Consider the following 19,610-nt stretch of genomic DNA (forward strand, 5'->3'; position numbering starts at 1 on the left):
CAATTGTTATTGCTTATTAACTATAAATTCTTTTTTTTCATAGATCAGGCCATTTGACGATATCCCCTGCACTATTATGGAGAACACACCTGTTATGTCGCTGGTATAAAACTCAAACTCAATTTCTTTCGAATTAATGAAACATGCATGTTTCCAAAAAATGGTTGATTGATACTCAGGTTCAGGAGGATTGAATACTGAATAGTCTGACCCGTAGAATTCCCCGGGGTAATTTACACCATTCACCACTATAGTTGAGGGCCCCTTAGTAATTAATGTGCAGCCTTGATAAACAGCAAGTCTTCCATATCTATCGCGGTAGCTTTCACCAATTACCGGCGACGTATTTCCCATTTCATCCGGGTGATTAGGACAATTAAGGTAACCATACTTACACACATAATCCCCGCATTCATTTCTTTGGCCCAAACGCATTTGCTGAAGACTATAGGTATCTTCTTTTTGGCCTGTAATTTTCACCTCTTTCAAATTAATTACATGGTTTAACCCTTTTACGGTTGCCGAGTCTGAACTTATTACAGGTACCGGTATTACGCTATAATTACCAGGCTTAAATCCATTTATCAATACATTGTTAGCTAATTTAAAAGAGTCTTTCATTTTTATCGCATAAACATCAGCTGTTCCCTCACTCAGCATTACGTAAATTTTTCTTCGTTCCGCCGTAATAGCATTAGTGTTGTCTAATTGAAAATCGCCTTTTGCAGTGGTTGTAATAACTTTTGAAGCAGAATCGGTCATCACTACCAACGCGACGGGCTTTTTTAATGGTTTTCCGTACCTGGTGACCGCCCCGCTTATTAACACTCGTTTTTCGTCAACTGTACTATCCTTTGCGTTGTCGCGGGTCATGTTTTGCCAGCTATATTTTCGCCAGCCTTTAATCAGCAATACTTTTTCTAGGTAGTCCTTATCGCCTGCATTTTGTCCCATATAAGTGTCCCGCACAGGAAGGGACTCTAGTTCTTGTTTCAGGGAAAAGAAGCTTTCAATATCATTTGCTTTTTTTGCTTCAATTTTATTGTTCTGAACGCACGCCACAGTCACGATACCCGTTGTTGAGTCGCCTTTAGGTAATAGCATCTTTAATTTTATGCGTACTTTTTGCCTGGTGGTATAAGCAGCCCTGTTAGTAGTTATACTTACCGGGCTGCGCCGGTTATAATGTGCGAAAAATATTCGCTCGGCACAGGGCCGCTGCAAACTATCTAATACGGTAATGGCGGTAAGTCCTTTTGGCAGTTCTGTAAGGTTTACCAGTATTTTTTTTCCATCTGCAGTTACCTTAACAGGAAATGAATAAAATACCTGCCTGAAATTGTGAACCATAACCAGGAATTTTCCGGGGTACTTGCTCGTTAATTTCAATTGGAGTGAATCATCGGAAATTGCTTTTTGGGTGGTTATTACAACGCCGTATGGTAATGTGCCGGGCAATGCATAGCTGATATTGCCGGAGAAGCCCATAGGCTTCAGTTCATATTTACTCCCCAGCCGCGGCATGAACCTGAACCGGCCCATCCCATAGCTGTCGGTATGAACGGTGTCGATAATATAATTATCCTGGTATAATACGGCATTAATGCTTAACGGGCGTCCATATACTGTTTTTGCTTCCCAGCCAACAGTACTTACCAATCCGTCGATAAGGTAACCGCCTTCCGGATAAAATTTAATATTTAGTTTTTTGTCATTAACAGGCAACAACATTTTAACATTCCTTACTTCGTTTTTATAAGCAACCCTAACATTCAAAAAATTCCTGCCGGGTTCAACCTGGCTATGGGCAATCGAAAAAAGGTATTTCCCGTCTGCATTTGTTTTTACCGTGCCCGACGAAATTTTATTGCTGACGAGCCCTAACTCCCATGTTACAACTGCGTTTTTTATCGGTACATGGTCTTTAGTTTCAACCGTAAGGCTAATCTGTTCACCATTGTTCGCTTTGGCTCCAGCTGTATCAATCAACTTTAACGAGGCAAAAAAGGGCGTTTCGGCGGCACTCTTAGTGCTTATCGGCTGAATAAACACATCCTTCGGGATACCATTTGCTAAAATGTTAGTATAAGTTATGAAAGAGTAATCACCGGGCGGGATTGAGTCGGGGATAATTGCGTGCCCAAATGCTAAGCCGTTGGCCATCTCAAATTTTTGATCTAATGCAATCGATCCGATTTGGTCATTGATGAGTATTGCAGAGAGCATCGTCGGCCCGTACGCCTGTTTACTATAATTCAACAGGTAAGCTGTAAACCAAACGCTTTCATTGTTGACGTATATTGTTTTATCGAAACAGGTAAATAATGAAGAGGGTGCACTCTTTTTTCCGTATGAAATAATTTTTGAGGTAAGTGAATCTATTGAACGGTTGTTGCTTTGCGCCGAAAGAGTGACAAAATGCAAAACAAAGAAAATAAATAAGGAAAATGGTTTAATGATATCTTTTATATTGTCGGCCATTGTCATGCAACTTGTGTTTTTTTGTCGACCGCCCGCCGCTTTGCCATTACCTTGTTTAATAAGGTCAGCTTGGCATTACACCGCAAAAACATTTCGTCAACCAGGTTGGTATTTTTATTATGGATGGCGCTTACATCTGAATAACCGAAATTTTGTTGCAACGAAACCGGGGGCGATAATATCATTTTATTTGCGGTAATCCGGGATAGTAAAATGTCGGCAACAACGGTATCATCGAATGGTTCACTAAGAACACTTTCAAATGCTTTTTTATAAAGTATCACAAATTGCGTGGCCAGGCAGGTATCCACCCAGAAACGGTTTGCACTAACGGGTATAGCAAAGTTGAAATAACTTGTGCCACCCGACATATATTCAACATCCTGCCGGTGCGCTTCCAGGATATTTTTCAACAAATACTCCCTTGAATAATCGGCAGTAAAACGATGGTCATCTTCACAAATAATTATTACGTCATCGTCGTTGTCGATAGCCATTTGAACTATTTTTCTGAAACTCTGCCACAAGCCTACAGCCCCTATTTTATGCCTGCAGGCTTGGACAATTGTTACTTCAAACTCGGGTTTGTCGTTAAACTGGTTTATAATATGCGCTTTTCGTTCAGTTCGTTCCGGAAGGTTAATTATATACGTTGGAATGCTAATATTTTCAGGCACCTTAACGGGAGTCATCAATTGCGTTTCCCTATTTCTAAGTTCATAAAACGTAGCTGTCTCTTTTAATATTAGTACGTTGACCGCAGTGTCCCGGAATAAGTTTTCTACTTTAACCTGTGTATTATTCCGGGGTGTTACGTCGGAATAACCAAAGCTCTTCTGGGTCGAAAAAAATGGAAAAACAAAGTATTTATTGTCAGTCAGCGATGCAATTTTATAGTCTGCAGTATCACTCGGGTTAAAATCAGCGTCCACAATGTTTTGAAAGAATCTCCTGTATATAATCATAAACTGGGTTCCGGAAAATCCCTCCATCCAGAACAATTTTTCCGACATCTGCAAACAGCCTTTTAATGAACTTATACCCCCCGAAAGGACATCCGCCTGTAATCCATCAGCTTCGGTGATAGCATTCCTCAGTGCTTCAGCCGAATATTGTGGCCCAAAAGCGTGATCATCTTCGCATACAGCTACATATTCATCATTATTATCGATTGCATCTAAAATAATATATTTAATTGTGTTCCATAAACTAATAACGGCATATTGATGCGCTATGGGTTCAATAACCTGTAAAGCAAATTCATCTCTTCCTGCAAATTCATTTATTATATGTTCTTTGCGGTCGGGTCTGCTTTTCAGGTTAATAATAAAAGTGGGGATAGGTATCTGATTGGTCATTTTATGGTTTTAGCATTAATAACTTAAAAAATATTTCAAATCCGTCAGGCTGTGTAGATAATAAAGAGAAATAATGCCATTAACTTTTAAAGAGAGACAAACAAAATAACGACTGCCACTATTCAATACGGGCCTTGTCCATTTCGCTCTTCGCTCAAGTTAATGACATTAGTAATAAAACTATTAATTTACATGAACCTTGCATTATGAAAATGCCAGCGTCCACGAAAAAATAGTAAGAAATCAATTCTAGATACAAACACCATTACTGCAAGTTTTACCTGCGCCGCAAGTTGGGTAACATGGCTCTCCCCAGCCAACCACAACGCAAACGTAATTGACACATGCATAGTTATAACCAGTACCACAATCTGCTACTACCTGGCAATGGCCGCCTTCGCTTCCACCAACCACATTCCTGAGCTGTTGCCTTGTAAGCCTCCCTCCAGCGCTGATTTCAAGCGCTTCGAGCTTTAACTTTTTCATAATAATATGTTTAAATTGTGCCTCTATTATCGGGTTGCGGCTTTTCCCTATCCTGTTTTACCGAAGACAGGCAACTTATTGTTCTCGAGACAATTTCTTTGCTTTATATAAATGTTTTATATCGTTCGGTTTATAGTTTTGGGAGGCTGCGCCCGTTAATAATGTTGCGCGTCATGATGCCATTCAAGGCGTTTACAAATACAAACTCACCCCGCTCGTTTCCAAGACGGCTAAATAATGGTTCCGCTATCCTTGTGACAGATAACTTTTTAAAAGTATAGCAATAAGTTATATCAGGTACCCGATAGTTGGGTAAATCAATTTCACTTACAAAACGGCTTAAAACCAGCGAAGGATTATTTTTCATGAAAAGGTTTGGTGTACAATTAGTAAGTTGCAATATAATTGGGACTGCAATATAATTAAATACATGTCAAGAATACAAGTATTTTTTTTAAAATATATGCACCCCAATACGGATATCCGCACAGCAGCATTTTTATTGTATGCGCTCCTGATTTTAATGTTCCATGTGCCCTATTTTGGCTTATGGCATCAAATGAAGATCGAACGGGTAAATCAATGATTTTTTACAAGGTCTGAATCTGCTATAACCGGAACTTTGTAGAAAACACTGAAATAAAATGAAACAAATACTTATTGATAAATTCGTGGTGCCGGCAGCAGCGCTTACTGAATTCACAAAACGGATGAACTACAACCGTAACTTTATAAAAAAACTCGACGGATTTGTGCACGATGCCGCGTACAAACGCACAAACGAAGCCGGAGACCCGGTAATAGTTACCATGGCTGTTTGGGGAAATGCAGGCATGATTGAAAAAGCCAAAATTGCCGTGCAGGCCGAATATCAGCGCATAGGATTCAACATGGTTGATTTTATAACCAACCTGGGTATTAAAATAGAACGCGAATTTTACGAAGAACTAACTGAGTAGCTTAAGTCGAAAGTCTTTAGTCGGAGTCAATAGTCGAATTCTTGTAGCTTCCGACTTAGGACTAAAGACTTTCAACTTGAGACTAACACGATACTAGTAATCCTCACTGGGCAGATGGTCATCGTCATCTGCGTCATCAATATTTTCTTCTACAATAATTTCATGCAGGTCGTTATCATCGCCGGCCTCGTCGTCAAATGATTCGTCTTCCTCGTCATCCCAATCATCGTCGTCGCCTTCTGGCGAATATGCTGCGTAAGTATCGTCGGCATCAATAGTTTGGATGTGGTCGTCGTTGTATGTTGAGGGGGTTATCATCGTATTTATTAATAAAAATGTTAAAGTAAACGTCAGCGGCATTGTATATCAAAAACAATACCGTAACTGTGATTTATAAAAAGTCAATTGCTGTTATTTCTTTTACCTTATAATAACCCTTTGCGGCTGGCAGGTAAACCTCCATCTCACGCCAGGTTACTTTTATCTTTTTGCCTTTAAGCTGAACCGAACCATTCATAAACTTGTCAGAGCCGGGAAACTCTCTCAACCACAAAAAAGATTTCTCGCTGTTCGTTTTATCAGTAACAACTATATAATTAAAGCCTTTTAAATCTATCCGGTTAAATGTACCGTTTGTTTCGGATGTTGCCTCGGCGCTATTCTTTTTATCATCGGCCATCAGCAACCCCAGTTTCATAGCCGCCGCACAATTTTGCTTCATCAGGCTCTCACCTATGTCATTTCCAATTTTATTCATGCCTTCGTCGTCTGCCATTGTCGTGTGGCGTTCCGTAGCTACGTCAACAAGTAAAGCCGGATGTTGCGCAAAGCAGTCGCTAAATACTGCCGTTGCCTGTTGTTTGGTGGTAACTTTGGTAAAATCCACTTTCGTCATGCAGTCGCATATAGAATCAGTGAGCTTTTTTTCTGCTGGCCCTGCAACCCTTTGTGCCAGTAAACAATTGATACTTAAGGTAAATACAAGGATTGGTAATAAAGATTTCATAATTGAATATCGTTAACAGTTAACGGCGTAAAATACAATTAATTGGTTTGAAAATACAAATATTCTTCATACATTTGCAGCCCCGTAATAGCGGGTAATTTATTTAAAATCAAAGTATAACAATGCAACAGTACGAAATTGTGATCGTTCTAACCCCGTTGTTGTCAGTTGATGTTGCTGCAGAGGCTAACGCCAAATTCAGCAAAATTTTAACTGATAACGGAGCCGAAATTGTCCAGGAGGATAATTGGGGTTTGAGAAAATTAGCGTACCCTATCCAAAAAAAGACGACAGGGTATTATCACTTAACTGAATTTAAGGCCCCGGGTGATGTAATTAACAAACTTGAAGTTGAACTACGCCGCGATGAGCGCGTGTTACGCTTTTTAACCATTGCCTTAGATAAGCACGCTGTTGCTTACAACGACAAAAAACGCAGTGGTGCTTTCAACAAAAAACCTAAAGCAGAGGAGGCAGCACACTAATGGCTAACGAACAAATTAAATACGTAACCGCCCCTAAAGTAGAGGACACACGTAAAAAATACTGCCGTTTCAAAAAGAATGGTATCAAGTATATCGATTACAAAGACGCTAACTTTTTATTAAAGTTTATTAACGACCAGGGTAAAGTATTACCACGCCGCTTAACCGGTACTTCGTTAAAATTTCAGCGCAAGGTTGCACAGGCTGTTAAGCGTGCGCGCCACATTGGTTTATTACCTTATGTTACAGACTCATTAAAATAATCAGGAGGTAAAGAAAATGGAACTTATTTTAAAACAAGACGTTAAGCACCTGGGTGATAAGGATGATGTAGTGAAAGTAAAGCCAGGTTATGGCCGTAACTACCTTATCCCTAAGGGTTATGCCATACAGGCCACTGTAAGTGCCCGCAAAGTTTTAGCTGAAAACCTTAAACAGGCCCAGTTTAAACAAGATAAAATACGCAAAGATGCTGATGCTATTGCAGCCCGTTTAGAAGGCGTTAAGCTTACTATCGGCGCTAAAGCTGGCGAAACCGGTAAAATTTTCGGTGCAATCAACACTATCCAGGTTGCTGATGCATTGAAGAAATTAGGCTTTGAAGTCGACCGTCGCCGCATCACTTTTGAAACTGAACCAAAATTTGTTGGCGAATACGTTGCCAATGTTAACCTGCACAAAGAGGTTAAAGTACAGGTTCCTTTCGAAGTAGTAGCAGAGTAATCTGATTTCGGACGTCGGATTTACGATGTCGGATTTCGAATTAAAGATTTATATAAAGGTGTTGAGCGAAAGCTTGACACCTTTTTTTGTTGCCCTCCTCCCCGCCACGTCATTGCGAGGAACAATCGGTGCAATCATTCCCAAATCGGTGAAATCCCCAAAATAAATCCGAAATCGAAATTCCGACTTCCGAAATAAAAAATTATTTTTAACCCAATGAAAACCACGCGGAGTAAAAGTCCTGCTTCAAATAATAGATCGGCTGCCGGCAAAAAGAAAGGCATCTTCCGTAATGGCTGGCTTAAGCTTGTTTTGCGTATTGTAAAGCTGGTGTTTATAGTTTTTGTGTTGGGCAGTTTGTTTTTTGTGATACTGTACCGCTTTGTTAACCCGCCTGTTACCTGGCTGATGATTCAGCGTGGTTTTGAGCGCAAAGCCGACGGCAAGGACTGGAAGATAGATAAACAATGGAAAGACTTCGACGATATTTCCCTATCCATGAAACGAGCCGCCGTTGCCGCCGAAGACCAGACATTTTTAGAAAACCACGGCTTCGACTTTAACGCCATTGAAAAAGCTTATGAGAAAAACTCGAAGAGCAAAAAGCTTATTGGCGGCAGCACCATAACGCAACAAACCGCAAAAAATGTATTCCTTTGGCCGGGCAGGTCGATAATTCGTAAAGGGTTCGAGGCATGGTTTACGGTGTTGATGGACATATTCTGGAGCAAAAAGCGTATCATGGAGGTATACCTTAACGAAATTGAAATGGGCGATGGCATTTACGGCGTGGAAGCGGCAGCCCAGGCGTATTTTCATAAGCCGGCATCGCAGCTAACCAACCGCGAAGCGGCAGCTATTGCGGTGATATTTCCAAATCCCCTAAAATGGTCGGCCACAAACCCCAGCGACTATCTTCGGCACCGGCAGTATTTGATAATGAAGAATATGCGGAGGTTGGGGCCGTTGGAGTTTTAGTGCGGCCCCCTAACCCCTAAAGGGGAACTTTATTGATTAAAAATATAAACATGTTAGTTGACAACGATTTCGACCTTCAGCAGGATTTGCAGCCTGAGCTAATAGCTGGTGAGCGTTTGTTATGGACAGGCAAGCCAAAAACAGGGATTGTTTTAAGAATTTCGGATGCTGTGTATATCCCGTTTAGTATACTATGGTTTGGCTTTGCTGTCTTTTGGGAATTTGGCGCGTCACAGGCAGGTGGATACTTTTTCATGATCTGGGGAATTCCTTTTATAGTAGTAGGCTTTTATATAACAATTGGCCGTTTCTTTTACGACGCTTTGTTGCGTAAAAGCACTATTTATGGCATCACCAATAACAGGATAATTATTAAAGACGGCGTGTTTAATACAACCATTAATTCATTTAATATAAACACCTTACCAAACCTTGGCCTTGATGAAAAAAAGGATGGCAGCGGGTCTATAACACTGGACGCGAGCACCGGTAATTTTTCCGGTAACCGGATACGTAACCTCCCGCAGCAGAAACCAAATCCGCAAATCGAATTCATACCAAATGTGCGAAGCGTTTATAACCTGATTTTACAGCAGCAGCAAAAATAACCTGTAATCATGCCCAACTCACCCAAACCAACCGACCAGCAACAAGTAACCCAACACATCCAAAACCTCGACGCGTCAATAAAGGATACGGTTGAAACCCTGCGCCAAATTATCCTGAACGTTAGCGATGAAATAAGCGAGCGGATAAAATGGAACAACCCAAGCTTTTACTACAACGGCGAAATGCAGCCTTTCGACCCCAAAGAATATAAACGGGAAATGATCGTATTCAACCTGCATAAAAACAGGATAATGCTGGTTTTCCCAAGCGGCGCCAAAGTAAACGATACCACCGGCCTGCTAACCGGCAACTACGCAGACGGCCGCCGGATTGTTGTTTTTAAAGATATGGAGGATGTAAAAGCACGTAAGGCTGATTTGCATCTCGTTATAACAAAATGGCTAAAACTGGTTGATAAGTGAAATAGACCGGGTGTCACCCTGAGGCACTCGAAGGGTGAGCGCAGAGGCCTTTGCCCGCATGCTTCGAGAGCCTCAGCATAACACCCCGCTTGCTATTCATTCCCCCTTTAGGGGGCCAGGGGGCTCTACTTCTGGTACTTCCAATGCCTCGATTTCCCCTCACTTATCCACTCCAGTGCCTGTTCCATACGTTTCTGCCGTGTGTCATCACTTTTTGCCTCGGCAAACCATTCGAGGTATTCCCGTTTTTTAGATGGCGAAAAGTCCACGAAATAACCAAGGGCAGTGGTGTTGCTGCTTAACATTTGGTTAAAATCATCAGGGATGGGTAGTTCTGCTTTGGCGGGAGCCGCTTTTTTAGGCTCCTTAATGCCGCTTTCATTCAAGGCAATCACCTGCAATATAAAACCGATCATCGCCTCATCGGGCGGCAGGTCTTCCATTTTTTCAATACGGCCAAAGCTTCCGGCAGCAGCCTCTTCGTCGCTTCCCTGCAGGTAGCCCTCAGGGTCGTTCAACCGCGACGACTTCCAAAAACCAAAGCCAAGATGCTGTTTAAACGATGCCATCATACAAACCGGGCCTTTGTAGTCAAAAAAAGGCATACCCCATTTAACAGTTTCTGTTATCAAAGGCGAAGCCTTATGTACAACCTCGCGGATATGTTCAAGTATTGGTTTTGCAAAAGGTGCGGCCTTGGCTATGTAGGCGTCAACCCGGGCGTCATATTGTTCCATAGCTAAAGTTAATTACAAAAATTAACCCAGCAAATTTTTTAAATCGGGATGATATTGGGGGGTTAAAAATTCGGTGATGTCAAATTCAGCAAGCTCATGTTTATAGAAGGGGTCTTCTTTAATTATTTCCTCAACTTCAGCTTTGCTGTCAGCCATTGCTAAAATAATGCACCCTTTGCGCGGCACTTTTCTGCCTGAGGCTACGAAGATATTTTTGTCGTAATACTTATGCAGGTATTTAACGTGGGCAGCCATGTGTTGGTCAAGCTCTTCGAGGGGGACGATGTAAGTGAGGTTGATGATGAACATGGTGGATTAGAGATTGGAGATAAGAGATCGGAGATAAGAGATTAGTTTTAAGCTGCAAAAGAACAAACTGGTATTAGATATCCTTTATGGTAAGTGGCTTTATCTTTCCTTTCTGTATTAGTTTAACCTCCAATAGAGCCTCCATTATTTCCCGTGTCAGTTTGCTTTACTTAGTCAGGTCAGTAGGGACTTTTATACCACATGCCTCTAATTTCTTATTTAGGTTTGCCATGCCTACTTATCAAATCAGAATTGCTACTATGAACTATGAACCATCAACTATGAACTCAACACCAAATTCCCAAACAACTGTATATGCCAGCTATCCTTAAATGGCACTTCCCATTTGTTCTCAAGCTCTGTTAAATTCTGCACCAGGTTATTAAATACAATGGTATCAGTGTTAATGTTACCTTGCTTTAGCAGTTCTTCAAATTGGGCCCGTGGAGCAGACAACACTTCGTTGCCTTTACGATACGCAAGGTTAAACCTGTCGAAAAGGTTGATGCCAAACTGCGCCTCAATCTGCTGCATAAAATGCACCGATTTATCAATTGAGCAGCCGCTGGCGCCGGCCTGGCCTTCATCAACAATCAAAATTAAAAAGCGGTTATACCGTATTTCGGCTTTGGCTTTTAACTGGTTGTTGTGCGCTGTCCAGCCCGTGGTAAAGTTGTCGAGCAATACTTTTATTTGCAGGGCTTCGTTATCAGTTAGTTCCCTGTCGCCCTGGTAAACCCAAACTCTCGAATTTTCTGAAAAATGCATGTACAAAACTATGCATTTATTAACTTAGAAATTATTTTTGTTGGCAGGTTAACATCAGGAGTTTGTAAAATGAAGAAAATAGGACTATTTGCAGTCGTAATTTGTGCGATAACCGCCATCTGCAGCTTTAAAAGCAGCATGAATGAGCAGGACTGGCTTTTGTGGACCAACAAGTGCCTCATGCAATCGTACAACCCATTGCCCGATACCAAACTCAAGAAGTTCGAATTTACCGTAACCAGCGACTCCTTTATCCGTTTGCGTAAAACCTATGCGAAAGGCAAAGAGGAATACTACTCCTTCAACCTGCACCAGCTTAATGATATTGATTATTTCGGCAGTACGGTAACCGGCACCCTGCAATTAAAAACTGTGGCCGACGACATCATCGTACAAACCCGCAACGACCGAAAAGGCGATGTAGACTCGATGACAACCGTTCTCAACGTCCCGGTTAGGAACATGGAGCCCGAACGCCTGGATAGCTTACGAGAGGCCTTTAACTTTTTTAAGGGGAAGGGGTTGTAAGGCTAACTTTCGTGCGCCTTTTCTTTCCCTAGCACACTGTGGCTATAGCTATAAGTAAAATAAATCACCAGTCCAATTACCAACCATATTAAAAACCTAAGCCAGTTGGTATATCCCAGCTCGGTCATTAAGTAAAAACAACTTAAAAGGCCAAGTACAGGTATTAACGACAAGTTTTTAACAACAGCCATTACAGTTAATACCGCCGACAGGATAACAAACAAAAAGAATGGGAAATTTTCGTGTGCGTTTTTGCCTGTGAACATATTCCAAACATAATCCCTGGTAAAATATGCGCAGACTACGAAAATCACTGGCACAATATACTTTGAGTTGATGTAAGGTAAATGAAATTTTCCCTTTTGAGCCTCTTCCCTCGGCAATAAAAGCACCCCGCCGCAAACCAGTACAAACGCAAACAGCGTGCCTATACTGGTTAAATCCGTTACTTCGGTAAGGTTCATAAACAATGCCGGTATAGCCACCACAAAGCCGGTTACAATAGTTGCAAACGATGGCGTGCGATATTTTGGGTGAATTCGAGAGAATGCCTTTGGTAATAAACCATCGCGGCTCATGCTCATCCAGATACGCGGCTGACCTAATTGAAATATCAATAGTACGCTGGCAGTCGCTATCACAGCGCTGAATGATATAATACCGCTCAGCATGGTTAAGTGCAGCTTGGTAAACACGTAAGCTAACGGGTCGCCTACCGCCAGTTCTTTATAGTTCACCATACCGGTAAGCACAAGGGCAATTAAAATATAAAGTACCGTACAAATAATAAGGGAGTAAATCATCCCCTTGGGCAAATCCTTTTGCGGGTTCTGGCATTCCTCGGCCGTGGTTGATATCGCGTCAAACCCGATATAAGCAAAAAACACGCCCGAAACCCCCTTCATCACCCCGCCAAAACCGTTAGGCATGAACGGGTGCCAGTTGGCTGGCGTAACGTAAAAAAAGCCAACGGCTATTACAACGAGTACAATGGCTATCTTCAAAAACACCATCGCGTTGGTAGCTTTCTTGGTTTCGCGTATGCCTATATAAACCAGGTAGGTAATTGCAACAACAATAAGCAACGCAGGAATATTGGCAATCAGCCTGAAACTGCCGGAGCCGGGTGCGTTTGCCCAGGCTATGGCACCTTGTTTAAGAGTATCGGTTATCTCGCCAAGTTTATGTGCCGCGGTTAAGGCTTGCACTTGTTCGTGCGCTTTAAATGCGGTAAAATAATCCATGGTAAGGTATTCCGGCATGTGGATGTGGAAACCTTCGAGCAGGTTTACAAAATAGGTACTCCATGAAATGGCAACCGCTATATTACCTATAGCATATTCCATCAGCAAATCCCAGCCTATTATCCAGGCAATTAACTCACCAAATGATGCATAGGCATACGTGTAAGCGCTGCCTGCAACTGGTATCCGTGATGCAAATTCGGCATAGCATAAAGCCGAAAAACCGCAGGTTACCGCGGTTAGTACAAAAAGGATGGTTACCCCCGGGCCACCGTTAAACGATGCCAGGCCGATAGTAGAAAATATCCCCGCCCCAACTACGGCGGCTATGCCCATCAGGGTTAAATCTTTTACGGTAAGTTCTTTTTTTAAGTGCCCTGAATGTTCTGCATCGCTAAAGCCGCTTGCTACATCGGCCAATATTTTATGGATATTTTTTTTACGGAATAAACTTTTCGACATCAGTTATTAATTATTACGGTCAGCCTTGTAAACATAACCATTTTTTCTTTATTCAATAAGTATATGCTTATTTTGCACGATGAAGATAGGAATAAATGATGTTTTAAAACAAGCAAGGCCATTTTTTATACCTTATCTTATCCTGATGGCGATATGCATAGTTATTAAGCTGCTGTTTACCAAGCACCAAATATATTTTGCTGTAAACGGGCTATATTCCGATTTTGCCGACCAAATTGCACCTTATATAACCGACCTGGGCAACGGGTGGACAATAATAGCCCTATCGGCCATATTGGTATTATTTAATTACCGTACCGCCTTCTTAATGGCCACTACCTACGCAATAACTTCACTTTCAGTACAAATTGTAAAATATATTGCCGACGCATCGCGGCCAGCTTTGCTTTACCAGGATGAACTTAGCCGGATACACCAGGTAAAAGATGTTTACCTGCTCAAATACTACAGTTTTCCTTCGGGGCATACGGTAACTGCTTTTTCAACCGCGTTGCTGGTTACTTATCTTTTAAAAAATAAAAACTGGGGTTGGCTATTGTTTCTTGTTGCAGTGGCGGTAGGCTATTCGCGGATGTACCTTAGCGAACATTTTTTTGAAGATGTTACCGTAGGTTCGGCGCTTGGGGTGGTTTTGACTGTCTTGTGGATAAGCTATATCGATAGCAAACAATTCATTCACTCGCCTAAATGGAACAGGGGATTATTGAAAAAGTCCTAAGCCGGTAGTCTGAAGTCGACAGTCAAATATGACCGGGACCAGGAATACTAACTTAGGACTATAGGTCTTTTTTAAATTTCTCTAAATCCGACATCGAAATTGCGACATCCGAAATCATCTTAGCTTAACGAAAGCTTCTTTCTTCTTCGTACTATCGTAACAATTATCAACACCAGCACAATTGCGCCGCCACCAAAAATGGCAACTTTAAGCACGGGCGAAAGGCCTTTGGCGTTTGATAAATATTGATCGTTACGCTGTAATTGCGGCGACAGCTTAATTGAAGATGCAAAGGCCTTGTATTCGTCTTTCACCAATTCTTTTCTTAAATCGGGGTATACATATTCAAAAGTATAGGTTACGTCCTGGGTGTACAGCAACGTAAAGTTTACCATCTGAAGATTGCCTGTACCGTCATCATTTTTTAAGGTAAATAATTTGGCCTTTAATGTTCCTATAGTGGTATCCCGTTGGCGGATCGCGCTTGAATAAGCACCCGACTGGCCCTGTATGCTGGCGATGTATTTTTTCAACACCGCATTCAAATCGGTTTCTTTTTTAAGCGGCGTATTATTTTTTTCATTAGGCGCCACAATCACGGTCATAAAACCATACGTGGCATTGGCCGAATAAATGTGTTGGCCCAAAGTATCCTTTTTTTGAAAACCTACCGGCAGCGATACTGTAACAAGGCTATCAACCTTCACCGGCTGAACTTTTACCTGGCTAAACGCCGTTATAACATATAATATAAGGGCGAAACTCAATAATATCTTTTTCATACTGTATTAAACTCATAAAATTGGTTTTGGTTTGATTTACTGATATTATAGTGGGTATGAATTGATATTTAAGTGACATAATCAATTAAAAAACAACAAACTAACCTCCGACAAAAGTTGTAAACAAATTAGTTACCCGCTGGGTGCCCTTGAATTTCGATGCTATTCAAAAAAACGCCTCAGTTATGTTCCGCACAATTTTGTATGTTGGTTGTGCTAAAATAAAATCCATCAACAACCCAATGATATCTCTAAAATGAAAAATTTAAAGGCAGCTATTTTTACTATTTTTCTTATAATGCCGTTAATGCTTTTCGCTCACGGCGAAGAAGTGATTTTCACCCTCTTTATTCAAATCATTGCTATTATCATATTCTTAATAGTCCTGATTTTTATCAAATTAAACAGCAAACAAAAAGCCATACTGGCGGGAGTTTATTTCCTTGCAGTTGTCTTGGTGTTTTTTGCAACAAGCACAATACCCTACCGCGTCAACATGACGGGCATTAATTTGTCAATTACTTTAATCCCCGCGACATGTGCTGTTTTATCATACATACTGCTCAAATTAAATTCACCAAAAGACTGATTAATAATATCTGCAATTAATTTCCTATATGATTTTAGATTTAGAAGAAACCTTTACTGTTGGCGAAGACACTTTTTTTAGCAGTATTTCACCAACATCACCTTTTGCTGTAGTGTTTGAAGACGATCTTACAACCGGTTATTTTTACGCTTTAAATAATCGGAAAAGTCAAAAGATCCTTGACGCCGTCCATATCTATAATGTGGCCAATGTAGTCGATAAGCATAAGCCATCGTTAATTCAAATTATCTGGACTGACGACGGGCAAATTGCTTCGCTAATGATTAACCACTATTGTCATGCAATGTTCGACTTCCAAAATAAATCTGGTTATTGCAGAAACGCATTCCCCGACAGTAATGGGGAGTGGGCACAGACTGATAGTCGAAAGTTAACCGATGAATTGATTGCGAAATTGCTTAACGAACATTGATACACATAAAAAAGCGGATGCCTTTACAGTGCAACCGCTTCTCAATTTATTGCTAATTTCAATTACAACTTATCCATCTCCCCCTTCACAAACTCCGCCAGTTCCTTCACATAGGCAGCGCTGAAATCAAATTTAATGCCGGCGGTTTCATAAATTTCTTTAATGGTTTTGGTGTAGCCAAGCTTCAGGGCGTCCAAATATTGCTGTAACCCTTTCTCCGGGTTTTCCTTGTAATTCTTCCATACGGCTATAGCACCCAACTGGGCCATGCCGTACTCGATATAATAAAACGGCACCTCGAAAATGTGTAGCTGTTTTTGCCACAGGTTTTTTTCGGCTTGCTTGTATCCGCTCCAATCGGCAAAGCCTGCCCCAAATGGCTCGTATATTTGCAGCCAGGCTTCCGTACGTTGTGTATCGGTATGGTTGGGGTTGGTGTATATCCAATGTTGAAACTGGTCGACAACCGCTACCCAGGGTAATGTTTTCAACACATCAAAAAGCTGGTCGCGTTTGGCGCGTTTCAGGTCTTCTTCATTGTCAAAATAAACATCCCAGTTATCCATGGATATTAGCTCCATGCTCATCGAGGCCAGTTCGGCAACCTCGCTTGGGCAATGTTTAAAATCATTCAACTCCAAATCGGCAGTCAGGAAAGTATGTACCGCATGGCCGCCTTCGTGTACCATGGTGGTCAGGTCGCGGAAAGTATTGGCCGAATTCATGAAAATAAACGGCGCGCCGGTTTCTGATAACGGGTAGTTATAACCGCCTGGCGCCTTGCCTTTGCGGCTCTCCACATCAAACAGGTTATTATCCTTCATTATCTCCAGTCGCTCGCCCAAATAGCGGTTGATGTTGCCGAAGCATTGGATTGATTTTTCAATCAGTTCTTCGCCACTGTTAAATGGCTTTAACGCCGGTTTGCCCGATATATCAACATCCATATCCCATGGCTTTAGTGCGCTTAAGTTTAAAGCCTCTTTGCGTTTTTCGGCCTGTTCGCGCAGGATGGGTACTATCTCTTTTTCAATAGCTTCGTGAAAAGCATAACAATCCTGCGGGGTATAGTCAAACCTGCCCAGCGCCTGGAACATATAATCCCTGAAATTTTCAAAATCGGCATTAAGCGCAACTTTGTGCCTTAGCTCGCGCAGCTTATCAAAAAGCCTGTCCAATTTGTCCTTATCCTGCAGGCGGCGGGCGGTTATCTTCTCCCATACTTCCTGCCTTTTGGCGCGGTCGGTATCCTTTAAAAATACCGAGGCCTGCTCCAGTGTAAACTCCTTATCGCCAATATGCACCGACATCGAGCCGGTTATCGACTGGTATTTTTGCTGTTCAACCTGTATCTCAGTTTGCAGCGGGATATTCTCCTCCCTAAAAAGCTCCAGGGATTTTTTTACGCCGCGCAGGTAAATAAAATATTTATCATGGTTAAGCTTGTCGACCCATTCGCTCGCAACCAGCTTTTTGTTTAGCTCGTTGCTGTAAGGGGCGATTTTCGGCTCAATTTCGGTAGCAAAATATTGAAACTTTTGCAGCAGCTCTTCACTGTTGGTATCGCAGGTCATGCGGATATAGCGCCAGGCGAAATCTTCCTCCAAAGCAGCCTCAACCTCGCTGCGGTCGTACAGCCATTTTTCAAGTTCTGGCACTGAATTTATTTCGCGGTCGCGCAGTTCGGTATAAAGGGGTTCAAGGCTTTCCCATTTAATCTCAAAGCCTTCGGGTATATAAGTGCGTGTTTTTTTGTGGATCATGTGTACTTTATTTGCAGATGTGCAAATGTGCAGATGTGCAGATGATAATCAAAGAGATTAATGAATATTATTAATGATTTTGACGATTTTCAAACTTATTGCTTATGCTGTTGAACACTAATAACCTTATTGTTTTTAAAAGTTATCTCCATCGAATCCGGGTCGATATTAAAAAGCTCTGGTCTAAAACCGAGGGAGTAATACCAGTCGTTACTATCATTTACATTACCGTCGTCGCCTAAAATTTTCCGTACTTCTGCTTTTGATTTGCCGATTAACATCTTGCTATCGATAATATCGTCACTATACTCATACCGCTCATCCTTATCATTTACCCATGCGGATCTATCAAAATCGTGTTTTGGATAATACTCCATCGCCATAAAAATAAGCAGCATAATCCCTACATATAATATCGGCGTTGAAACAATTGTTGCAATCCAGGTAATAATTCTCTTCGTCCGACTTTGCATGTCCCGGTTTTTAAATATCCGGCGCCAAATAAAGAAAACCGGCAACCCTAAAATTGCCAGTATAAAGTACACTTCGATACTAAATCCAAAAATGTCTAACATTTAATATTTCTTGATGCCATAAATCTAATAAAGAAGCTGCATACTTTCGGACTTTACTAACTTTCCCGACTTTACTAACTCTTTTTATACAACGTCTCCGACATCAACTTCACCCCTTCCTCATAGCTCGTAGGCTTAAAATTAAATGCCTTTTCAAATTTCGATGAATCGAAAATATAATTGTGGTTGTATTGGTAATACATTTCCACAACGCCCATTACCACTTTTTGGAAAAGACCGGTAAGCCAAAGCATAAATTTATTTATCGCCATATATTTTGGAGCAACGCCATAAATACGGGCCGCCATTTCAACAAACTGTTTACCTGTAATGGCAGGAGCAGTTGGCATGTGCCAAACCTGGTTATCACTTTCGGGGTGCTGGCCCAGTAAAAACATGCCTTTACCCATATCAGGTATGTAGCTAAAATTGTGCAGCTTATCAGGTTTGCCTATCCATTGTGCGGATTGTCTTTTGGCATATTTGTCAAGCACCATCATATCAACAAAGCTGTTCATGTTGTCGGTACCATAAAAATCAGCGCCACGGGCAATACTGGCCCGGATGGTACCCGCTTTAACTTCGGCCATTAGCTTTTCAGCAATTTTTGCGCGGATGCCTCCCTTAACGCTGCTGGGCTTGTAGGGCGTGTCTTCTTTCATTGGTCCGTCAAACAGGCCGTACATATACACGTTATCAAAAAATATCAGGCGTGCGCCGGTTTCTTTGCCCAGCCTGATAAAATTGTCCATAACAACCGGCCATTGGGCAGCCCAAACTTTTTTATCATAAACCAATCCTGCAGTAAGATAAATAACTGTCGAACCTTTTGAGGCTGCTATCAGTTCATCATAATTAAGCAGGTCCGCCTTTCTCCAGCTTACGTTTTTGTTGTTGCTTTCAATTGGTTTACGGCTAACCAAACGGATGGTTTCGTTAATGTTTTCTAATTCGCGGGTAAGTGCATTTGCTACTGCGCCGCCGGCTCCTAATATAGTGTGCATAATGTTTCGTTTTTGATTTAATCAAAGGTACAGGTAGTTTACAGGCGAAAACGTTAACAAAAGATAAGGATTTGTTAATTTCGGATGTCGGATTTCCGATGTCGGATTTATTTGAAGGGCGAAGAAGTCAGGTTTACTAAAATTTTCAATTCCGAAATCGAACATCCGAT

At 41.5% G+C, this 19,610-nt stretch carries 26 protein-coding genes; 12 read left to right on the forward strand and 14 right to left on the reverse strand.

Annotated elements, in window-relative coordinates; genetic code table 11:
* Positions 1-6: 6 nt before the first annotated feature.
* The 4 genes from NAF19_RS01980 to NAF19_RS01995 all read right to left on the reverse strand — a co-directional run bounded on the left by NAF19_RS01980 (position 7) and on the right by NAF19_RS01995 (position 4,692).
* The gene (locus tag NAF19_RS01980) at positions 7-2,481 is read right to left on the reverse strand and encodes a hypothetical protein (RefSeq protein ID WP_252788067.1); all 2,475 of its coding nucleotides are present in this window, start codon (positions 2,479-2,481) and stop codon (positions 7-9) included.
* A 2-nt stretch (positions 2,482-2,483) separates the two neighbouring features.
* On the reverse strand, positions 2,484-3,839 hold the full coding sequence (locus tag NAF19_RS01985; RefSeq protein WP_252788068.1) for a glycosyltransferase family 25 protein: 1,356 nt from the start codon (positions 3,837-3,839) through the stop codon (positions 2,484-2,486).
* 249 nt (positions 3,840-4,088) lie between these two features.
* Positions 4,089-4,325 (reverse strand): hypothetical protein, encoded by a 237-nt coding sequence (locus NAF19_RS01990; protein WP_252788069.1) that lies wholly within the window; start codon positions 4,323-4,325, stop codon positions 4,089-4,091.
* A gap of 130 nt (positions 4,326-4,455) precedes the next feature.
* Positions 4,456-4,692 carry a hypothetical protein gene (locus NAF19_RS01995; protein ID WP_252788070.1) on the reverse strand — a complete coding sequence of 79 codons (237 nt, stop codon included), beginning with the start codon at positions 4,690-4,692 and terminating at the stop codon, positions 4,456-4,458.
* 63 nt (positions 4,693-4,755) lie between these two features.
* Here NAF19_RS01995 and NAF19_RS02000 point away from each other — a divergent pair, with 63 nt between their 5' ends.
* Both NAF19_RS02000 and NAF19_RS02005 read left to right on the forward strand, forming a co-directional pair.
* On the forward strand, positions 4,756-4,911 hold the full coding sequence (locus NAF19_RS02000; protein WP_252788071.1) for a hypothetical protein: 156 nt from the start codon (positions 4,756-4,758) through the stop codon (positions 4,909-4,911).
* A 58-nt stretch (positions 4,912-4,969) separates the two neighbouring features.
* Positions 4,970-5,284: a hypothetical protein gene (locus tag NAF19_RS02005; RefSeq protein WP_252788072.1), complete on the forward strand. Its 315-nt coding sequence runs from the start codon at positions 4,970-4,972 to the stop codon at positions 5,282-5,284.
* Positions 5,285-5,377: 93 nt separating this feature from the next.
* Here the strand turns inward: NAF19_RS02005 and NAF19_RS02010 are convergent, their stop codons facing one another.
* Together NAF19_RS02010 and NAF19_RS02015 are read right to left on the reverse strand one after the other, a co-directional pair.
* Positions 5,378-5,602, reverse strand: a complete 225-nt coding sequence (locus NAF19_RS02010; RefSeq protein ID WP_252788073.1) for a hypothetical protein — start codon at positions 5,600-5,602, stop codon at positions 5,378-5,380.
* Between the two features lie 73 nt (positions 5,603-5,675).
* Positions 5,676-6,290, reverse strand: a complete 615-nt coding sequence (locus tag NAF19_RS02015) for a hypothetical protein (RefSeq protein WP_252788074.1) — start codon at positions 6,288-6,290, stop codon at positions 5,676-5,678.
* A gap of 122 nt (positions 6,291-6,412) precedes the next feature.
* Here NAF19_RS02015 and rpsF point away from each other — a divergent pair, with 122 nt between their 5' ends.
* The 6 genes from rpsF to NAF19_RS02045 all read left to right on the forward strand — a co-directional run bounded on the left by rpsF (position 6,413) and on the right by NAF19_RS02045 (position 9,507).
* Positions 6,413-6,775, forward strand: coding sequence for a 30S ribosomal protein S6 (rpsF, locus tag NAF19_RS02020; RefSeq protein ID WP_252788075.1), 363 nt, complete (start codon positions 6,413-6,415; stop codon positions 6,773-6,775).
* Positions 6,775-7,038, forward strand: a complete 264-nt coding sequence (gene rpsR / locus NAF19_RS02025) for a 30S ribosomal protein S18 (RefSeq protein ID WP_252788076.1) — start codon at positions 6,775-6,777, stop codon at positions 7,036-7,038. Before rpsF ends, rpsR begins: the two co-directional genes overlap by 1 nt.
* Before the next feature lie 16 nt (positions 7,039-7,054).
* The gene (gene rplI, locus NAF19_RS02030) at positions 7,055-7,498 is read left to right on the forward strand and encodes a 50S ribosomal protein L9 (RefSeq protein WP_252788077.1); all 444 of its coding nucleotides are present in this window, start codon (positions 7,055-7,057) and stop codon (positions 7,496-7,498) included.
* Between the two features lie 216 nt (positions 7,499-7,714).
* On the forward strand, positions 7,715-8,476 hold the full coding sequence (mtgA, locus tag NAF19_RS02035; protein WP_252788078.1) for a monofunctional biosynthetic peptidoglycan transglycosylase: 762 nt from the start codon (positions 7,715-7,717) through the stop codon (positions 8,474-8,476).
* A gap of 50 nt (positions 8,477-8,526) precedes the next feature.
* Positions 8,527-9,084 carry a PH domain-containing protein gene (locus NAF19_RS02040; RefSeq protein ID WP_252788079.1) on the forward strand — a complete coding sequence of 186 codons (558 nt, stop codon included), beginning with the start codon at positions 8,527-8,529 and terminating at the stop codon, positions 9,082-9,084.
* A 9-nt stretch (positions 9,085-9,093) separates the two neighbouring features.
* Positions 9,094-9,507: a DUF1801 domain-containing protein gene (locus NAF19_RS02045; protein ID WP_252788080.1), complete on the forward strand. Its 414-nt coding sequence runs from the start codon at positions 9,094-9,096 to the stop codon at positions 9,505-9,507.
* Positions 9,508-9,632: 125 nt separating this feature from the next.
* On the opposite strand, the gene NAF19_RS02050 is transcribed toward NAF19_RS02045, so the two are convergent.
* From NAF19_RS02050 to NAF19_RS02060, 3 genes are all read right to left on the reverse strand, one after another.
* The gene (locus NAF19_RS02050) at positions 9,633-10,244 is read right to left on the reverse strand and encodes a YdeI/OmpD-associated family protein (protein ID WP_252788081.1); all 612 of its coding nucleotides are present in this window, start codon (positions 10,242-10,244) and stop codon (positions 9,633-9,635) included.
* 21 nt (positions 10,245-10,265) lie between these two features.
* Entirely contained in the window at positions 10,266-10,553 is a 288-nt protein-coding gene (locus NAF19_RS02055) for a YciI family protein (protein ID WP_252788082.1), read from the reverse strand.
* 279 nt (positions 10,554-10,832) lie between these two features.
* Entirely contained in the window at positions 10,833-11,321 is a 489-nt protein-coding gene (locus NAF19_RS02060; protein WP_252788083.1) for an ABC transporter ATPase, read from the reverse strand.
* 69 nt (positions 11,322-11,390) lie between these two features.
* On the opposite strand from NAF19_RS02060, the gene NAF19_RS02065 reads away from it, so the two are divergent.
* A complete protein-coding gene (locus NAF19_RS02065; RefSeq protein WP_252788084.1) occupies positions 11,391-11,849 on the forward strand; it encodes a hypothetical protein in 459 nt (152 codons plus the stop codon).
* Positions 11,850-11,851: 2 nt separating this feature from the next.
* On the opposite strand, the gene NAF19_RS02070 is transcribed toward NAF19_RS02065, so the two are convergent.
* Positions 11,852-13,555 carry an amino acid permease gene (locus NAF19_RS02070; RefSeq protein ID WP_252788085.1) on the reverse strand — a complete coding sequence of 568 codons (1,704 nt, stop codon included), beginning with the start codon at positions 13,553-13,555 and terminating at the stop codon, positions 11,852-11,854.
* Between the two features lie 79 nt (positions 13,556-13,634).
* Between NAF19_RS02070 and NAF19_RS02075 the strand changes: the two genes are divergently transcribed.
* Positions 13,635-14,294 (forward strand): phosphatase PAP2 family protein, encoded by a 660-nt coding sequence (locus NAF19_RS02075; RefSeq protein ID WP_252788086.1) that lies wholly within the window; start codon positions 13,635-13,637, stop codon positions 14,292-14,294.
* 119 nt (positions 14,295-14,413) lie between these two features.
* Here NAF19_RS02075 and NAF19_RS02080 read toward each other — a convergent pair whose 3' ends face one another.
* Positions 14,414-15,076, reverse strand: a complete 663-nt coding sequence (locus tag NAF19_RS02080; RefSeq protein WP_252788087.1) for a hypothetical protein — start codon at positions 15,074-15,076, stop codon at positions 14,414-14,416.
* A 256-nt stretch (positions 15,077-15,332) separates the two neighbouring features.
* On the opposite strand from NAF19_RS02080, the gene NAF19_RS02085 reads away from it, so the two are divergent.
* Both NAF19_RS02085 and NAF19_RS02090 read left to right on the forward strand, forming a co-directional pair.
* The gene (locus NAF19_RS02085) at positions 15,333-15,665 is read left to right on the forward strand and encodes a hypothetical protein (protein ID WP_252788088.1); all 333 of its coding nucleotides are present in this window, start codon (positions 15,333-15,335) and stop codon (positions 15,663-15,665) included.
* Between the two features lie 28 nt (positions 15,666-15,693).
* Complete coding sequence (locus tag NAF19_RS02090) at positions 15,694-16,098, forward strand: DUF2251 domain-containing protein (RefSeq protein ID WP_252788089.1); 405 nt, start codon at positions 15,694-15,696, stop codon at positions 16,096-16,098.
* Positions 16,099-16,160: 62 nt separating this feature from the next.
* On the opposite strand, the gene NAF19_RS02095 is transcribed toward NAF19_RS02090, so the two are convergent.
* From NAF19_RS02095 to NAF19_RS02105, 3 genes are all read right to left on the reverse strand, one after another.
* Positions 16,161-17,861: a M3 family oligoendopeptidase gene (locus NAF19_RS02095; RefSeq protein WP_252788090.1), complete on the reverse strand. Its 1,701-nt coding sequence runs from the start codon at positions 17,859-17,861 to the stop codon at positions 16,161-16,163.
* 95 nt (positions 17,862-17,956) lie between these two features.
* A complete protein-coding gene (locus NAF19_RS02100; RefSeq protein WP_252788091.1) occupies positions 17,957-18,436 on the reverse strand; it encodes a hypothetical protein in 480 nt (159 codons plus the stop codon).
* Positions 18,437-18,510: 74 nt separating this feature from the next.
* Positions 18,511-19,440, reverse strand: coding sequence for an NAD-dependent epimerase/dehydratase family protein (locus tag NAF19_RS02105; RefSeq protein ID WP_252788092.1), 930 nt, complete (start codon positions 19,438-19,440; stop codon positions 18,511-18,513).
* Between the last annotated feature and the right edge of the window lie 170 nt (positions 19,441-19,610).

Source organism: Mucilaginibacter flavidus (assembly GCF_024055575.1).
GTDB lineage: Bacteria > Bacteroidota > Bacteroidia > Sphingobacteriales > Sphingobacteriaceae > Mucilaginibacter > Mucilaginibacter flavidus.

Excerpts from the sequence above, each read along its gene's own strand:
- NAF19_RS02090 (WP_252788089.1), top strand. The coding sequence starts at position 15,694 with ATGATTTTAGATTTAGAAGAAACCTTTACTGTTGGCGAAGACACTTTT.
- NAF19_RS02040 (WP_252788079.1), top strand. The coding sequence starts at position 8,527 with ATGTTAGTTGACAACGATTTCGACCTTCAGCAGGATTTGCAGCCTGAG.
- NAF19_RS02005 (WP_252788072.1), top strand. The coding sequence starts at position 4,970 with ATGAAACAAATACTTATTGATAAATTCGTGGTGCCGGCAGCAGCGCTT.
- NAF19_RS02055 (WP_252788082.1), bottom strand. The coding sequence starts at position 10,553 with ATGTTCATCATCAACCTCACTTACATCGTCCCCCTCGAAGAGCTTGAC.
- mtgA (WP_252788078.1), top strand. The coding sequence starts at position 7,715 with ATGAAAACCACGCGGAGTAAAAGTCCTGCTTCAAATAATAGATCGGCT.
- NAF19_RS02080 (WP_252788087.1), bottom strand. The coding sequence starts at position 15,076 with ATGAAAAAGATATTATTGAGTTTCGCCCTTATATTATATGTTATAACG.
- NAF19_RS02000 (WP_252788071.1), top strand. The coding sequence starts at position 4,756 with ATGTCAAGAATACAAGTATTTTTTTTAAAATATATGCACCCCAATACG.
- NAF19_RS02060 (WP_252788083.1), bottom strand. The coding sequence starts at position 11,321 with ATGCATTTTTCAGAAAATTCGAGAGTTTGGGTTTACCAGGGCGACAGG.
- NAF19_RS01990 (WP_252788069.1), bottom strand. The coding sequence starts at position 4,325 with ATGAAAAAGTTAAAGCTCGAAGCGCTTGAAATCAGCGCTGGAGGGAGG.
- NAF19_RS01995 (WP_252788070.1), bottom strand. The coding sequence starts at position 4,692 with ATGAAAAATAATCCTTCGCTGGTTTTAAGCCGTTTTGTAAGTGAAATT.
- NAF19_RS02010 (WP_252788073.1), bottom strand. The coding sequence starts at position 5,602 with ATGATAACCCCCTCAACATACAACGACGACCACATCCAAACTATTGAT.
- rplI (WP_252788077.1), top strand. The coding sequence starts at position 7,055 with ATGGAACTTATTTTAAAACAAGACGTTAAGCACCTGGGTGATAAGGAT.
- rpsR (WP_252788076.1), top strand. The coding sequence starts at position 6,775 with ATGGCTAACGAACAAATTAAATACGTAACCGCCCCTAAAGTAGAGGAC.
- NAF19_RS02075 (WP_252788086.1), top strand. The coding sequence starts at position 13,635 with ATGAAGATAGGAATAAATGATGTTTTAAAACAAGCAAGGCCATTTTTT.
- NAF19_RS02085 (WP_252788088.1), top strand. The coding sequence starts at position 15,333 with ATGAAAAATTTAAAGGCAGCTATTTTTACTATTTTTCTTATAATGCCG.
- NAF19_RS02070 (WP_252788085.1), bottom strand. The coding sequence starts at position 13,555 with ATGTCGAAAAGTTTATTCCGTAAAAAAAATATCCATAAAATATTGGCC.
- NAF19_RS01980 (WP_252788067.1), bottom strand. The coding sequence starts at position 2,481 with ATGGCCGACAATATAAAAGATATCATTAAACCATTTTCCTTATTTATT.
- NAF19_RS01985 (WP_252788068.1), bottom strand. The coding sequence starts at position 3,839 with ATGACCAATCAGATACCTATCCCCACTTTTATTATTAACCTGAAAAGC.
- NAF19_RS02105 (WP_252788092.1), bottom strand. The coding sequence starts at position 19,440 with ATGCACACTATATTAGGAGCCGGCGGCGCAGTAGCAAATGCACTTACC.
- rpsF (WP_252788075.1), top strand. The coding sequence starts at position 6,413 with ATGCAACAGTACGAAATTGTGATCGTTCTAACCCCGTTGTTGTCAGTT.
- NAF19_RS02015 (WP_252788074.1), bottom strand. The coding sequence starts at position 6,290 with ATGAAATCTTTATTACCAATCCTTGTATTTACCTTAAGTATCAATTGT.
- NAF19_RS02050 (WP_252788081.1), bottom strand. The coding sequence starts at position 10,244 with ATGGAACAATATGACGCCCGGGTTGACGCCTACATAGCCAAGGCCGCA.
- NAF19_RS02100 (WP_252788091.1), bottom strand. The coding sequence starts at position 18,436 with ATGTTAGACATTTTTGGATTTAGTATCGAAGTGTACTTTATACTGGCA.
- NAF19_RS02045 (WP_252788080.1), top strand. The coding sequence starts at position 9,094 with ATGCCCAACTCACCCAAACCAACCGACCAGCAACAAGTAACCCAACAC.
- NAF19_RS02095 (WP_252788090.1), bottom strand. The coding sequence starts at position 17,861 with ATGATCCACAAAAAAACACGCACTTATATACCCGAAGGCTTTGAGATT.
- NAF19_RS02065 (WP_252788084.1), top strand. The coding sequence starts at position 11,391 with ATGAAGAAAATAGGACTATTTGCAGTCGTAATTTGTGCGATAACCGCC.